The organism is Pelagibacterium limicola, assembly GCF_015694405.1.
Taxonomy (GTDB): Bacteria; Pseudomonadota; Alphaproteobacteria; order Rhizobiales; family Devosiaceae; genus Pelagibacterium; species Pelagibacterium limicola.
The window spans coordinates 106,648-121,299 of the sequence record NZ_JADQDB010000005.1 but is presented as its reverse complement, the minus strand read 5'-3'; the positions used below and the strand labels follow the sequence as shown (position 1 = coordinate 121,299).

Here is a 14,652-nt window from a genome sequence, read left to right as displayed (position 1 = left end):
AGCTCTTCTCAAACGATCCGGAAACGTATTGCAGAAATGGCTGTCTTTGAGACGCCATGCTGCTCCGCAAGAAAAGGATTACCACAATGCTCTATGCAGCGCTTGCCGCATTCCGCCAATGGCGGCGTTACCGCCATACGCTTCGCACACTTGGAAAACTCGACCCGCGACTTCAAGAAGATCTCGGACTGACCGACGCCGATCTGGCGACTGTCGCCGCCCAAGCCGCCCGGGAAGAAGCCTTGGTCAGCATCTACAACTTGGGCGGCGCCCGGCCCGACGACGAGAGGGCGCTATGGCCAAAAGGGAAAGCCCAACGGCCCCAGGAACCCTCTGTGGATGGGTGCACTCGATTTGCCGCCTGCTGAGCGCTCAGTCGAGCGGCACAAAACCTACGCGCCTGTAAAGCCGGATGGCCGCGAGGTTATCCGGCTTAACCTTGAGATCGATCGCCGTACGGTAGCGATTGCGGCAGGCTTCAAAAGACCGCAAGAGAAGAGCCTCGCCAATCCCCTGCCGGCGCCAGCCGGGTAGGACGGCGAAATCCTTGAGAAATGCCGAGTTCCAGCAATGGGCGAGACCAACCAGTGCGCCATTCGGCCCTTGCGCGACCAGCATCAACTCAGCGTCGTATTCGGGATCCGTACGGGTCGCATGCCACCACGTTTCAAAATCGGACACGTCGCCTTCGCCCTTGCAATAGGCAGCCGTCAGAAGCGTATGGAGTTCTGGAGCCATCGTTTCGGAAAACAGCACCGGCACTACGCCCTCGGGCCAGGACGGCTCCGGAAAATCCGCCGACAGGTCTCTGCGCATTTGGATCGGTTCGGCCATAATGGACAAACGATAGCAGAAGCCGAAACGGGGCTCAAACGTTGCCGGAATCAGGCCACGGTTTTCCGCCGTGCGAGCCCGCCATGTTTTTCGAGAAAGGCGACGATCTCCTCGACGCCCTTGGAACGCTTGAGGTCGGTGAAAACGTGGGGTTTGCCCCCCCGCATCCGTGCGGCGTCGGTATTCATCACATCGAGATCGACTTCGACATAAGGCGCGAGGTCGGCCTTGTTGATGACGAGAAGGTCTGAGCGCGTGATACCCGGGCCGCCCTTACGCGGGATTTCCTCGCCCTGGCAGACCGAGATGACATAGAGCGTCAGGTCCGCAAGGTCGGGCGAGAAGGTCGCGGCCAGATTGTCCCCGCCAGATTCGATGAAAACGATATCGAGATCGGGGATGCGGCTACCGAGCTCGGCGATGGCACGCAGATTGATGGATGCATCCTCCCGGATCGCGGTGTGCGGGCAGCCGCCGGTTTCCACCCCCACGATACGCTCCTCAGGCAGCGCCTGAAGCCGCGCCAGCATCAGCGCGTCTTCCTTTGTATAGATATCGTTGGTGACGACGCCGATCGAATACTGCTCGCGTAAGGCCTTGCACAGCTTTTCGGTGAGGGTTGTCTTGCCCGAGCCGACCGGACCACCGATGCCGACGCGAAGCGGACCATTGGATGTGCTCATGAGCGGAATATCCTTACGTTGAGATCTTCATGCCGCATCCCGGCAATATCGGAGCCGTAGGCGATACCGCCAATATCCTCGAGACTCGCGACGGCAGCGTCATCGGCAAGTGCTGTAACCCTCGGTTCCAGCTGCGCCTGGACGGCGAGCCCCTGGGTCTGGCCGAGCGGGACGAGCCGGACGGCAACGGATATCTGCTGGCCGATCGCGGCATTGATGAATCCGAGCACTGCGGCGCGTGTCCCGATCCCATGCGCAGACACCAGCGCGCCAAAGGCGATGGGCAGCGCAACCGGCTTGGACAGCGCGGCATCAAGCCAGGGGGGTGTTTCTACCGGCCAGGCTGCGGCAGCGAAAAGAAACGAACGCGCCTGTTCGCATGTTTCGAGATGGCGTTCGGCGGTAACCTGAAGTGCAAGCGCCAGCTCTGCAGTTTCGGCGAAAGCTTGCGCGTCAACGCTGCTCACGGCGCGGGCAGCGATGGCAAGAAAATAGGCATCGGCGCGGATGAAGCCGAGGTGAAGCTGGCCTTCGAGCCAATGGACCAATGTTGGCGCGTCAGCGATCCGCCCGTCTGCAATCGCGGTTTCGAGCCCTTGGCTATAGGCGAAACCCCCGATGGGAAAGGCCGGCGAAAGCCATGTGAACAGCCGCAAAAGCCGGTCGTGCTCAGCCATGATGATGGTGATGATGATGACCGTCACCGCTATAGGCGCCCCGGACCGGAGAGAAGGGTTCGATAACGTCGCGAACAAAGGCGCCCAGGCCTTCCAGCATCTGCCTGATTACGTGGTCGCGCCCGATCAGAAGGCGGCCGCCTTGCGCTTCGATCTGACAGGGCAGGTGGCGGTTGCCGATATGCCAGATGAGTTCGGCCAGGTGCTGGGCGTCGCGCGCTCTCACCTCATAAAGGGCCTCTTCACCGGCGACGATTTCAACGACCCGGCCATCTTCGAGCACAAGCACATCGCCGGTTTCGAAGGCGACTGTGTGGGGGAGATCCACGAGAACCTCATGGCCATTCCGGAGCGTTATGAGCTTGCGGCGCAAAACCCGCTCGTCATGGGCGAGTACGGCCACATCGAACGGCGTTCCGCGATTATGTCCCTTGTGATCGTGTCCTACCACACGCATCTTCTTCCCCCGACTGATCCAATGTCCGTTGTGCCGATGCACGAAGCGTGCCAGTGCCCTCAGGGCGTATCGGCGTCGGCAAAGCATGAGACCGGCTCGGCATCCTCGCCGGCCATCTCGTCAAAAAGCTGGGCATCGTTGCCACGCGACCACCACACGTATTGGCCGGAGGCATAACGGGCGCCCGAGGCAGAAATGACGTTGACGAAAATCAGGCGTTCACCGTCGACCGGCACAATGGCGAGGAAGATCGGGTGGGCATTGACGTATTCGACCGTCAAGGAGTCATCGATCCCCTGGCACTGATAGATAACGACATCCCGTTGCGCGTTGCCCTCAAGGGTGAGGACGAGCTGCATCGACGTTTCGACGGCTGGCGCTGGAAAGGCGGCCAAGCCCAACGCTGCCGCTACAATGAATTTTTTCACGGGACCTTCTCCTCAAGGACCGGATGACGATTGAACGAAACCTAATCCAGTTCGATGACGAGTCCAAGGCGGCGTGTCACACCAGCCAATATGCCAGCCCATAGGCCGCCGCACCGCAAACGCAGGCCAGCGATATATCCCGGCGCAAGCGGAAGCCCAGAAATGTTCCAGCCACCCCTGCGGCCAGCATCGTCAATGCACTCCAATCTGCTTCCATCATGGGCAAGAAGGATGCCACGCACAATGCCGCGATGGCCGCCGGGCCGGTAGCATCGAGAAACCGGCTGACGGGGCCGTCCGGCGTGATGGCACTTGTATCGATCCGCGTGGGCAGAAAGCGCATCAGCCAGGTGCCAATGCCGACAATCAGGGCGGTGATGAGCAGATCGGTATTCATTTGCCGAGCCTCCTCCAGTCAACAAGGCCGGAAAGCGCCCCGGCCACCATGCCGCCAACAATGCCGACGGTGGTCGAGACAAACAGCGTCAAAGGAATGGCCGCCAGAATGGTGACGGCGACGACGCCAAGCGTGCGCCGCGAAACCATTGCCAGCAGCATGGCAAGAAACAAGGCGGGCATCAGAAAGCCGAGCGCGGCATCGACCACCGGATAGCCTGACACCGCGCCTGAAAAAAGCGCCCCGGCGATGGTGCCGAAAAGCCATGACAAATATGGTCCCAGGCCGAGCCCGAACATGAAGCGCTCGGAGAAATGCTCGCGGGATTTATTGAGCGCAACGATTGCGGCCCCGAACACGCCGTCGCTCAACCCGCCGGACCAACCCCAGGCATAACGGGTCGCGGCCCGGTCGCGTGCCTTTTCAAGAATGGCGGGCGCATAGAGCACGTGGCGAAGATTGGTCGCCAGAATGGAGAGCGCCGTAACGACTAGCGGTGCGCCGGAACCGAGCAAGGCTACCACCAGAAACTGGCTCGATCCGGCATAGATGATGGCCGAGAGGAACCCGGCCTCAAAAACCGAAAATCCGGCCCGTGCCGCTGCAATGCCAAAAGCGATACCAACCGGAAAATAGCCCAGCGTTACGGCAAGGCTGGATCGCATGCCCGAGCGAAAACTATCGAGGGGGAAAGATTGGGGCATTGGGATGGGATATATCGAACTGCCGGTGTCTGATACCTAGCAGGTCATTCGCGCTCTCGATAGCTGAAATTATTCTGCTACTCTCGCGCCGTCGCTCCTTTCCATGTCGGTTGGGGCGAATTCAGCTGTCTAAATGCCGGAGCTTGAGCTCGTGAACCATCAGATTCTTGAACCATCTCACGACGGATCAAGGTGATAATGTCGGTGTCCGAAGATGATTCTAGTATTTCCAGATAAGCGACACCCGCCCGGCGTAATGCCTCTTTCTTTACGGCGTCGCGTGCAGCGGCACTATTCTGAAAGTGTCCGCCGCCCTGATATTCAGCGACCAATGCAGGTGTCCCCAAAGGAGAAATTACCACGACATCAACCCGCTTGGAATTTATACAACTATGGGCTTGGGGATCCGGAGATCTGATGATCTCCCCAAGAGATGTCTGAGAAAAGACCCGATATCGCGGCCACTGTCTGCGAATTTCGTTCTCAATAATCCTAAACACGCGGTATTCCGAAGCGTTCATTACTTTGGACACTTCGAACTTGGCATTGGTGACAACACGCAGTTGATCGTGCGCGTCGCGGATGACGGACGCGGTATTGAAATTTTGGGATACGGTTCTCGGCGTCCAACCTTGCTTGAAGGGCTTGTTGCCTCGTTTTCGGTCGGACATAGCCAGAAAAGCTACAATCGCCACTGCGGCAATTATTACCAAGATCGCGACATCGCTCACAAGCTTCGCCTCTAGCTGACGCTTTTACCGGACCCTCAACATCGGATAGCGCAGTGCAAGTGGTGGAAAGACCGGAGGAGCAATTTAATTCAATATGGCGATATCTTTCAGAACAGGAAGTACCGCTGCGCCATGGGAAGCACCTCGGCAGGCTCGCAGGTGAGGAGTTCTCCATCGGCACGGACCTCATAGGTTTCCGGATCGACCGTTACCTGCGGGGTCGCACTGTTGTGGATCATCGCTTTTTTCCCGATGCCGCCTCGGGTGTTGCCGACCGCGAGCATCCCCTTGTCTACACCGAGCCTCTCTTGGAGACCGCTTTCGAACGCGGCCTTGGAGACAAAGGTGATGGAGGTATTGGCAATCGCCTTGCCGTAGGCGCCGAACATGGGGCGGTAGTGCATGGGCTGCGGCGTTGGAATCGAGGCGTTGGGATCGCCCATTGGGGCCGCCGCTATCATGCCGCCCAGCAGCACCATTTCCGGTTTCACGCCAAAAAAGGCAGGGCTCCAGAGAACCAGATCGGCACGTTTGCCGACCTCAACCGAACCGATATGCTCGGCAATGCCATGCGCAATGGCGGGGTTGATCGTATATTTGGCCACATAGCGCTTGGCGCGGAAATTGTCGTTGTCGCCTGTCTCTTGAGGCAGCCGTCCCCGCTGGCGCTTCATTTTGTCTGCGGTCTGCCAGGTGCGGATGATCACCTCGCCGACCCGCCCCATCGCCTGGCTGTCCGACGAAATGATCGAGAACGCGCCCATGTCGTGGAGGATATCTTCGGCAGCGATGGTTTCCTTGCGGATGCGGCTTTCCGCGAAGGCGACGTCTTCGGGGATCGAGGGATCGAGATGGTGGCAGACCATCAGCATGTCGAGATGCTCGGCCAGCGTGTTGACCGTATAGGGACGGGTGGGGTTGGTCGATGAGGGGATGACGTTTTCCAGCCCGCAAACCTTGATGATATCGGGTGCATGGCCGCCCCCGGCGCCTTCGGTGTGGAAGGCGTGGATAGTGCGGCCCTTGAAGGCGGCGATAGTGTCCTCGACGAATCCCGATTCATTGAGCGTGTCGGTGTGGATCATCACCTGAACGTCGTAATCGTCGGCCACCGACAGGCAATTGTCGATTGCCGCCGGTGTCGTCCCCCAATCTTCGTGGAGCTTGAGTGCCGCCGCGCCGCCCAGGATCATTTCAACGAGCGCTTCGGGCCTGGAGGAATTGCCCTTGCCGGCAAGCGCAATGTTCATGGGGAAGGCGTCAAAGCTCTGGATCATCTTTCCGATATGCCAGGCGCCGGGCGTGCAGGTCGTGGCCAGCGTTCCATGTGCAGGGCCGGTGCCGCCGCCGAGCATGGTGGTGAGCCCGCTCATCAACGCTTCCTCAATCTGCTGTGGGCAGATGAAGTGGATATGAGCATCGAATCCACCGGCGGTCAGGATCTTGCCCTCGCCTGCGATCGCTTCGGTTCCGGGCCCCACGATGATGCTGACGCCGGGCTGCGTGTCTGGATTGCCGGCCTTGCCGATACCAGCGATCAGTCCATCCTTCAGGCCGATGTCGGCCTTGTAGATGCCGGTATGGTCAAGCACCAGCGCATTGGTGATGACGGTATCGACGGCGCCATCGGCGCGCGTCACTTGGGATTGTCCCATTCCGTCGCGGATGACCTTGCCGCCGCCGAACTTCACCTCTTCCCCGTAGATGGTGAAGTCCTTCTCAACCTCAATGAAAAGCTCGGTATCGGCCAGGCGCACCTTGTCGCCGGTGGTCGGACCGTACATGTCGGCATAAAGCGTTCGGGCTATTTTGGCAGGCATGGATCAACTCCTCCGGGTTGAGGGCGAATGTGACGAGAGGTGGGCGGCTTGCCACAAAATGACCTTGCAACGCTGCGGGACCGTCGACGTTTGTTCATCGAGAGGGGGGCAAAAACCTCTGGAAACAATGGAGACAAACAATGAAGAAGCTCTCTGCTCTTGCACTTGGCACTGCCATGGCCCTTGCGGCCCCTATCGCTATCAATGCGCAGGATACCGACCTCGGGGTTGGTCTTGACGGCGGTGTTGGCGTCGAATTGGGTGGCGACAATAGTGGGGTCGATGCCGGTATCGGCGTGGATGCCGGTGTTGGCGCTGGTACGGTCGACGGAGCTATCGATGCCGGCGCAGAGGCCGGCGTGAATGTCGACGAATTGACCCATGCCGACCTTGAGGCGGCCATTCAGTCGTCTGGTGCGCTTAACCTCGATGTGATCAACGGTACGGCCAATATCGAGGTCGTGGCAATTTCCGATCTTGCGGCCAATGACGGTGGCGATGCTTCCGTAGTTGCCGACACGCGCGCCCAGTTCGAGGGCGACATTTCGGCCCTGCAGGATGACATCGCGGCCAAGACCGAACTCGTCGCCGCGCTTGAAGCCGAAGGTTATGCGGCGGACGACGTCGTTGCCGTCTGGATGCATGGTTCGGGTGACGTCGTGCTGTTCGTGGATGCCTAGTCCCTCACCACGAATAGCGCCCATGGGGCGGGTAGCATCTGCTACCCGCTCTTTTTTTGCGCCCAACGGCGAGAAGCAAGACCCCGATAGACCGGTCACAGCGTGCCTGCAACTTTGTTGTTGAAGCCGAAAACCGTACGGCTTCCGGCCAAGGGGACCAAAGTAACGTCGCGCGTTTGGCCGGGCTCGAACCGAACCGCGGTACCCGCAGCAATGTCGAGCCTGTAACCCCGGGCCTTTTCGCGATCAAAGCGCAGGCCTTCGTTGGTCTCGTAGAAATGATAGTGGCTACCCACCTGGATGGGACGGTCGCCCGTATTGGCGACGGTCAGGGTTACCGTGCCCCGGCCCGCATTGAGTTCGATTTCGCCGGGCGCGGTGATGATTTCTCCGGGGATCATCGGTTCTTCCTAACGGATGGGGTTATGGACGGTGACGAGCTTGGTGCCGTCGGGGAACGTCGCCTCGACCTGGATGTCGTGGATCATTTCCGCGACCCCTTCCATCACCTGTTCTCGGGTAATGACATGAGCGCCGGCCTCCATCAGGTCAGGCACTGCCCTGCCATCGCGCGCGCCCTCGACGACGAAGTCCGTGATCAGCGCTATGGCTTCGGGATGATTGAGCTTGACCCCGCGCTCGAGCCTGCGCCGCGCCACCATGGCTGCCATCGAGACGAGCAGCTTGTCCTTCTCCCGCGGTGTAAGGTTCATATTCTCCCCCTTATAGCGTCCAGAGTTTGGGCACCGCACCGGCGAACTGCGCGATGACGGGCATTATGATCTTGCGCAAGCGATAGCCCGATTCTGCCAAGATACGTACGACCAGCTTTTCGCCGATCCGGGATGCGCCGGCATTTTCCGCGCCTTCGAGCAATGCCTTGACCGGACCGATCTGGCGTTCGGCATCGGCTGCAACATAGCAGAGCGTAGCGTAGGCGCGCGCGCCATAGAGCAAGGCGACATTGTTGCGCGCGACGAGGCAGTTGGCATCGAGCCGGCTGGCTTCGGCATGCACAAGCACGCCACCGCGGCGCACGCGCCAATCGTCCTTGAGCCGCGCCGAGAGCGCGTCCTCGCCCCGGGCTTCGCGGCCCATAATTACCGCTTCGAGCCCCAGGAAGGTAGCATCCGCTGCCATTTCCACGTCAAGCCGCCGTTCGAGCTCGGCGCCATCGAAAAGGATGGTTTCCTGAGGCAGCCAGTCGAGGCGCGCGCCCTTGTCGATGGTGAGTTTCGAGGAAACCCGGGCTGAGCCTCCGACCGAGCGATAGACTCGCTCGCAGGCCTGGGTGGTTACGACGAGATGGGTATGCTGGGAGGCTTCGGCGGACCACAGCACGCCGTCACCGCCGGTCAGGCCGCCGGAGGAATTGATGAGTACGGCATCGAGCCAGGTTCCCTGCGGCTTGGGCACGCGAATCTTGGCGCAGCCCTCCTGGTAGAGTGTATCGATGACGCTCCGTCCGTCCCGCGCTTTGGCCGTGATGCGGCCTACTCCCCGCGCGCGTTGGAGGCGCGGAGGCCGGAGTGTCTCTTGGGCGATTGTGTCGAGCATCAGACCATCAAATGCCGTTTCACCTGTGGATCGTCGAGATCGCTGGCGGGCCCCGAATGCATGACTTCACCGCGATCCATGACGTAGATATGGTCTGACAATTCGCGGCAGAAATCGAGATATTGTTCGACCAGAAGAATCGTCATCCCCATTTCATCGCGCAAAAACTGCAAGGCGCGCCCGATCTCCTTGATGATCGAGGGCTGGATGCCTTCGGTTGGCTCGTCAAGCACCAGCAATCTGGGTCGGGTGACCAGCGCGCGACCGATTGCGAGTTGCTGCTGCTGGCCGCCCGAGAGGTCTCCGCCGCGCCGCGAAAGCATGGATTTGAGCACTGGGAAAAGCTCAAAGATCGTCTCGGGGATATTGCGATCTTTTGCCTTTAAAGGCGCATAGCCGGTCTGGAGGTTTTCCTTGACCGTCAGGAGCGGAAAGATTTCGCGCCCCTGCGGGACATAGCCGATACCGGCACGGGCACGGTTATAGGGCGCGGATTTCTTGAGATCGGTGCCATCAAAGGAAATGCTGCCCGCGCTGATCGGCTGAATGCCGGTTATGGCGCGCAGCAGCGAGGATTTGCCAACCCCATTCCGGCCCAGCACCGAGGTGATCGCATTGGGTCTGGCCTCGATCGAGATTTTCTTGAGCGCTTGGGCTGCGCCATAATGGAGATCGATTTCGGATACGGTCAGTTGCGCCATTTTTCAGCGTCCCAGATAGCGTTCGATGACCAGCGGATCAGCGGAAACATGTTCGAGCGAGCCCTGCGCCAGCACCGCGCCTTCGGCAAGGCAGGTGACGCGGCAATCGAGATCGCGGACAAAGCTCATGTCGTGCTCGACGACGACGACCGAACGGGTCTTGGCAATATCGGCCAGCAATTTGGAGGTTTCGATCGTCTCGGCATCGGTCATCCCGGCCACCGGCTCATCGACCAGCATCAGCTTGGGATCCTGGGCGAGCAGCATGCCGATCTCGAGCCATTGCTTCTGGCCGTGCGAGAGATTGGCCGCATACTCATTCTTGCGATGGGTGAGGCGTACGATATCGAGGATTTCCGCGATCCTGTCGGTATCGGCGGTGTCGCGGGTATAGAACAGCCCCGAAAAGACGCCGCGCGGCTTTTTGAGCGCCAATTCGACATTGTCCCAGACCGTATGGCTTTCAAACACCGTCGGCTTCTGGAATTTGCGTCCGATGCCCATATTGGCGATTTCGGTCTCGTCCTTTTTGGTGAGATCGACCGAGCCCTCGAAATAGACCTCGCCCGTATCGGGCTTTGTCTTGCCGGTGATAATGTCCATCATCGTCGTCTTGCCTGCGCCATTCGGCCCGATAATGGCCTGCAATTCATTGCGCTGGACGATCAGCGAGAGGGAATTAAGCGCGCGAAAGCCGTCGAACGAGACCGTGACGCCATCGAGGTAAAGCAGGGAGTCGGTGCGCAGGGTGTCGACCATTGTCCGTTACTCCGCCGGATTTGTTTTGGGTTGCGCATTCCCTGCGTCCGATTCCGTCGTTATCGGAAAGTCGGTTTCAGGGCCGGGTGCGGGCCCGACGCCCTTCTGGGCGCTCGATGAGGCACGTCGCGCCTGAATGGCATTCCAGACCGACGTGAACAATCCGACCACGCCCTTGGGGAGGAAAAGCGTCACGAAGATGAACAGCCCACCCAGCGCAAAGAGCCAGAAATCGGGCAGTGCCGCGGTGAAATAGGACTTGCCGACATTGACGATGATGGCCCCGATAATCGGGCCGATCAGCGTGCCGCGACCGCCCACTGCCGCCCAGATGACAACCTCGATGGAGTTGGCCGGAGCAAACTCGCCGGGGTTGATGATACCGACCTGAGGTACGTACAGCGCACCGGCAATACCGGCGATGACCGCCGAGACGGTAAAGGCCAACAGTTTTACGTTTTCGACCCTGTAGCCAATGAACCGCGTCCGGCTTTCTGCGTCACGTACCGCAACCATCACCTTGCCCAGCTTGGACTTGACGATCATCGAGCACACAAGGAAGGACAGAGCCAGTGCAATTGCTGTTGCGGCAAAGAGGATCGCCCGCGTCGTTGGCGCCGCAATCGGCGTGCCGAGGATGTCACGGAAATCGGTCAGCCCGTTATTGCCGCCAAAGCCCATATCGTTGCGGAAGAAGGCGAGCATGAGCGCAAAGGTCATGGCCTGGGTGATAATCGAGAGATAAACGCCCGTCACCCGGCTTCTGAAGGCAAACCAGCCAAAGACAAAGGCAAGGATGCCCGGCACCAGCATGACCATGATGGCGGCAAACCAGAACTGGTCCATGCCCAGCCAGTACCAGGGCAGTTCAGGCCAGCCGAGAAACACCATGAAATCGGGCAATTCGGGATGGGCATAGACCCCGCGCGTGCCGATCTGGCGCATGAGATAGACGCCCATGGCATAGCCGCCCAGCGCAAAAAATGCGCCGTGGCCGAGCGAAAGAATGCCGCAATAGCCCCAGATGAGATCGAGCGCGAGCGCGAGCATCGCATAGGACAGATATTTGCCCATCAGCGGCACGAGATAGTTGGGCACGCGCAAGGGATGGCCGACGGGCAGCATCAGATTGGAGAGCGGCACTAGGATCGCTGCCAGCAAGAGGATCGAGATGACCCAGATGGCCTTCTTGTCGAGTGCGCGTAGGATTGCAGCCGTAATCATTGCTCCACCGCCCGTCCCTTGAGCGCGAACAGGCCGCGCGGCCTGCGCTGGATAAAGAGGATGATGAGCACCAGAATGACGATCTTGGCGAGCACCGCCCCGGCATAGGGCTCAAGGAATTTGTTGGCGATGCCCAGTGTCATGGCGCCGACCAGCGTGCCCCAGAGATTGCCCACCCCGCCGAACACCACCACCATGAAGCTGTCGATGATATAGCCCTGGCCAAGATTTGGCGACACATTGTCGATCTGGCTGAGCGCCACACCCGCCAGTCCCGCAACGCCAGAGCCAAGCCCGAAGGTCATGGCATCGATCCAGGGCGTCCTGATCCCCATGGCCGAAGCCATGCGCCGGTTCTGGGTCACCGCCCGCATCTGGAGGCCCAGCGGTGTCTTGTTGAGAACAAGCAGTAGCAGCGCAAAGACGACCAGCGCGAAAATGACGATCCAGAACCGGTTCCAGGTCAGGGCGATGCCAAAGAACTCGAAGGCGCCGGACATATAGCTGGGATTGCCCACATCGCGGTTGGTGGCACCGAATATGGTGCGCACGCCCTGCTGGATGACCAGCGAAAGCCCCCAGGTCGCAAGCAGAGTTTCAAGCGGACGCCCATAAAGCCAGCGGATGATGCCGCGCTCGATCCCGACACCGATCAATCCGGTTATGAGGAACGCCGCAGGCACGGCAATGGCGAGGGAATAATCGAACAGGCCCGGATTCGTCGTGCGGATGATTTCCTGCACCACAAAAGTCACATAAGCCCCGATCATCACCATCTCGCCGTGCGCCATGTTGATGACGCCCATGACCCCGAAGGTGATGGCCAGCCCGATGGCCGCCAAGAGCAGCACCGAGCCCAATGATATGCCATACCAGACATTCTGCCCGATCCCCTGCAGCGCGAGCGCCTGGTTGATGCGGGCGATACCGGCCTCGATATTGACGCGTTCGATCTCCGAGGCATTGGCAAGGTTGGAGTTGAGAATGCCGAGCGCCTGCCGGTCGCCACGCGCTGCGATAACCGCGACGGCTGCGGCAAACTCTTCCTCGCTGACATCGGTCTTGAGGATGGCGGCCGCGCGGGCCTGCTCCATCACCGTGCGGACACTGGGATTGGTTTCCTCGGCAAGCGCCTCATCGAGCAGCTCGATATTGGCCGGATCGGCAGTGCCGAACATTTCGCGCGCGGCGCGCAGGCGCACATTGGCATCGTCGCTCAGGAGCGTCAGATTGCCGATGGCGGCGCGGATGTCGCGGCGCAGGGAATTGTTGATGCGAATGAGTTTGAGATCGCCGGGCGCAACGCCCTCGGCGGTTTCGCCGGTGGCGGCGTCCCTGATGGGGCCGGACCCGGCGCGGATATAGATGCCGCCGTCAGCTGTCTCGTAAAGATTGCCCGCACCAAGCGCCTCAAGAACGGCAACCGCCTGCGGTTCACCTGTTGCAGCAAGGGCCTCGACCGCAGCGGCTAGGCCGCGCAGATTGGTGTCGGCCATTGTCGGGACGATCTCTGAAACCGTCTGGGCGCGCGCGCCGGAAGAAAGCCCGGCAAGGATCGCCACAAGGATTGTAACAAGAAAAAGCCTGAACGGATGGGCTGTGCGCATTGTCGGAAAGCAATCCGTTTTTCGGTCGGGGAGGGTCGTTGAGGAAAGGGCGGCGTGCCGCCCTTTCGCGTTCGTGATCGTCAGAGCGATGGCTTAGCTGCCGCCGCAGGTTTCGGTGACGGTGTTGTAGTTGCCGCAGTTGATCGGATCGGTCCAATCGGCAATCAGGTCCATCGAGCCGGGCAGGAAGTCGGACCATGCGTCGCCTTCGACCAGACCGTCTGTTTCCCAGACCACAAAGAACTGTCCGTCTTCCTGGATTTCGCCGATCAGGACAGGCTTGGTGATGTGGTGGTTGGGCAGCATGGTCGCGATGCCACCGGTCAGGTTCGGTGTTTCCTGGCCGACGATGGAGTCGATCACGGCATCGGCATCGGTCGTGCCGGCAGCTTCCACGGCCTTAACCCAGAGGTTGAAGCCGATATAGTGGGCTTCCATCGGGTCGTTGGTGACGCGGCTGTCATCGCCGATGAAGTCATGCCAAGCGGCGATGAATTCCGCGTTTTCAGGCGTATCGACGCTCATGAAGTAGTTCCAGGCGGCAAGGTGGCCGACCAGCGGGGTGGTGTCGAAGCCCGAAAGCTCTTCTTCACCCACAGAGAACGCAACGACCGGGATGTCTTCAGCGGCCACGCCCTGATTGCCCAGTTCGCGGTAGAACGGCACGTTAGCGTCGCCATTGATGGTCGAGACCACTGCCGTCTTCTTGCCTTCCGAACCGAAAGCGACGATGTCGGAAACGATCGTCTGCCAGTCCGAATGCCCGAACGGGGTGTAGTTGATCATGATGTCTTCGGCAGCAACACCGGCATCCTTGAGATATTGCTCGAGGATGAGGTTGGTGGTCTGGGGGTAGACATAGTCGGTGCCGGCAAGCACCCAGCGTTCGACGCCTTCCTCGTTCATGAGGTAGTCGACGGCAGGGATAGCCTGCTGGTTGGGGGATGCGCCGGTGTAGAACACATTGCGCTGGGATTCTTCACCCTCGTACTGGACGGGGTAGAAGAGCAGCCCGTTGAGCTCTTCGAATACCGGCAGAACCGACTTGCGGCAGACCGATGTCCAGCAGCCAAAGACGACGTCGACTTCATCGACTTCGATCAGGCGCCGTGCGAGTTCGGCGGCCAGAGGCCAGTCGGATGCGATGTCGACGGTCACGACTTCGAGCGGACGGCCCAAAACACCACCGGCGGCGTTCTGCTGTTCGATCATGAACAGGATCGTGTCCTTGAGCGTAGTTTCAGAAATCGCCATCGTGCCCGATAGCGAGTGAAGAATGCCGACCTTGATCGGCTCGCCTTCTTGTGCTGCTACCGGCATGGAAAGAAGGCTCGCGCCCATAAGCCCCGCCAGCGTCAAGTTCCTATATTTGGTCCAGTCTGTCATTTGTCCC

At 60.0% G+C, this 14,652-nt stretch carries 19 protein-coding genes; 2 read left to right on the top strand and 17 right to left on the bottom strand.

Annotated elements, in window-relative coordinates:
• Positions 1-86: 86 nt before the first annotated feature.
• Positions 87-368, top strand: a complete 282-nt coding sequence (locus I2G20_RS11455) for a DUF1127 domain-containing protein (protein WP_196259855.1) — start codon at positions 87-89, stop codon at positions 366-368.
• Between the two features lie 4 nt (positions 369-372).
• Here I2G20_RS11455 and I2G20_RS11450 read toward each other — a convergent pair whose 3' ends face one another.
• The 9 genes from I2G20_RS11450 to ureC all read right to left on the bottom strand — a co-directional run bounded on the left by I2G20_RS11450 (position 373) and on the right by ureC (position 6,731).
• Positions 373-816: a GNAT family N-acetyltransferase gene (locus I2G20_RS11450; RefSeq protein ID WP_196259854.1), complete on the bottom strand. Its 444-nt coding sequence runs from the start codon at positions 814-816 to the stop codon at positions 373-375.
• A 68-nt stretch (positions 817-884) separates the two neighbouring features.
• Positions 885-1,517 carry an urease accessory protein UreG gene (ureG, locus tag I2G20_RS11445; RefSeq protein WP_196259853.1) on the bottom strand — a complete coding sequence of 211 codons (633 nt, stop codon included), beginning with the start codon at positions 1,515-1,517 and terminating at the stop codon, positions 885-887.
• Positions 1,514-2,221 (bottom strand): urease accessory protein UreF, encoded by a 708-nt coding sequence (locus I2G20_RS11440; RefSeq protein ID WP_343070334.1) that lies wholly within the window; start codon positions 2,219-2,221, stop codon positions 1,514-1,516. Before I2G20_RS11440 ends, ureG begins: the two co-directional genes overlap by 4 nt.
• A complete protein-coding gene (locus I2G20_RS11435) occupies positions 2,187-2,651 on the bottom strand; it encodes an urease accessory protein UreE (RefSeq protein WP_196259852.1) in 465 nt (154 codons plus the stop codon). Before I2G20_RS11435 ends, I2G20_RS11440 begins: the two co-directional genes overlap by 35 nt.
• A gap of 59 nt (positions 2,652-2,710) precedes the next feature.
• The gene (locus I2G20_RS11430; protein ID WP_196259851.1) at positions 2,711-3,079 is read right to left on the bottom strand and encodes an MliC family protein; all 369 of its coding nucleotides are present in this window, start codon (positions 3,077-3,079) and stop codon (positions 2,711-2,713) included.
• A gap of 76 nt (positions 3,080-3,155) precedes the next feature.
• Positions 3,156-3,476 carry an AzlD domain-containing protein gene (locus tag I2G20_RS11425; protein WP_196259850.1) on the bottom strand — a complete coding sequence of 107 codons (321 nt, stop codon included), beginning with the start codon at positions 3,474-3,476 and terminating at the stop codon, positions 3,156-3,158.
• On the bottom strand, positions 3,473-4,180 hold the full coding sequence (locus tag I2G20_RS11420; protein WP_196259849.1) for an AzlC family ABC transporter permease: 708 nt from the start codon (positions 4,178-4,180) through the stop codon (positions 3,473-3,475). The genes I2G20_RS11425 and I2G20_RS11420 overlap by 4 nt, the downstream gene beginning before the upstream one ends.
• A 77-nt stretch (positions 4,181-4,257) precedes the next feature.
• Positions 4,258-4,911 (bottom strand): DUF2726 domain-containing protein, encoded by a 654-nt coding sequence (locus I2G20_RS11415; RefSeq protein WP_196259848.1) that lies wholly within the window; start codon positions 4,909-4,911, stop codon positions 4,258-4,260.
• Between the two features lie 107 nt (positions 4,912-5,018).
• Complete coding sequence (ureC, locus tag I2G20_RS11410; RefSeq protein ID WP_196259847.1) at positions 5,019-6,731, bottom strand: urease subunit alpha; 1,713 nt, start codon at positions 6,729-6,731, stop codon at positions 5,019-5,021.
• A 140-nt stretch (positions 6,732-6,871) separates the two neighbouring features.
• Between ureC and I2G20_RS11405 the strand changes: the two genes are divergently transcribed.
• The gene (locus I2G20_RS11405; protein ID WP_196259846.1) at positions 6,872-7,411 is read left to right on the top strand and encodes a hypothetical protein; all 540 of its coding nucleotides are present in this window, start codon (positions 6,872-6,874) and stop codon (positions 7,409-7,411) included.
• A 95-nt stretch (positions 7,412-7,506) separates the two neighbouring features.
• Here the strand turns inward: I2G20_RS11405 and I2G20_RS11400 are convergent, their stop codons facing one another.
• The 8 genes from I2G20_RS11400 to urtA all read right to left on the bottom strand — a co-directional run bounded on the left by I2G20_RS11400 (position 7,507) and on the right by urtA (position 14,645).
• The gene (locus I2G20_RS11400; protein WP_196259845.1) at positions 7,507-7,812 is read right to left on the bottom strand and encodes an urease subunit beta; all 306 of its coding nucleotides are present in this window, start codon (positions 7,810-7,812) and stop codon (positions 7,507-7,509) included.
• 9 nt (positions 7,813-7,821) lie between these two features.
• Entirely contained in the window at positions 7,822-8,124 is a 303-nt protein-coding gene (locus I2G20_RS11395; RefSeq protein ID WP_196259844.1) for an urease subunit gamma, read from the bottom strand.
• A gap of 10 nt (positions 8,125-8,134) precedes the next feature.
• Complete coding sequence (locus I2G20_RS11390) at positions 8,135-8,968, bottom strand: urease accessory protein UreD (RefSeq protein ID WP_196259843.1); 834 nt, start codon at positions 8,966-8,968, stop codon at positions 8,135-8,137.
• Positions 8,968-9,669, bottom strand: a complete 702-nt coding sequence (gene urtE, locus I2G20_RS11385; protein WP_196259842.1) for an urea ABC transporter ATP-binding subunit UrtE — start codon at positions 9,667-9,669, stop codon at positions 8,968-8,970. The genes I2G20_RS11390 and urtE overlap by 1 nt, the downstream gene beginning before the upstream one ends.
• A gap of 3 nt (positions 9,670-9,672) precedes the next feature.
• On the bottom strand, positions 9,673-10,428 hold the full coding sequence (gene urtD, locus I2G20_RS11380) for an urea ABC transporter ATP-binding protein UrtD (RefSeq protein WP_196259841.1): 756 nt from the start codon (positions 10,426-10,428) through the stop codon (positions 9,673-9,675).
• Positions 10,429-10,434: 6 nt separating this feature from the next.
• Complete coding sequence (gene urtC / locus I2G20_RS11375) at positions 10,435-11,652, bottom strand: urea ABC transporter permease subunit UrtC (protein ID WP_196259840.1); 1,218 nt, start codon at positions 11,650-11,652, stop codon at positions 10,435-10,437.
• Positions 11,649-13,259 (bottom strand): urea ABC transporter permease subunit UrtB, encoded by a 1,611-nt coding sequence (gene urtB / locus I2G20_RS11370; protein WP_196259839.1) that lies wholly within the window; start codon positions 13,257-13,259, stop codon positions 11,649-11,651. The genes urtC and urtB overlap by 4 nt, the downstream gene beginning before the upstream one ends.
• Before the next feature lie 93 nt (positions 13,260-13,352).
• Positions 13,353-14,645, bottom strand: a complete 1,293-nt coding sequence (urtA, locus tag I2G20_RS11365) for an urea ABC transporter substrate-binding protein (RefSeq protein WP_196259838.1) — start codon at positions 14,643-14,645, stop codon at positions 13,353-13,355.
• Between the last annotated feature and the right edge of the window lie 7 nt (positions 14,646-14,652).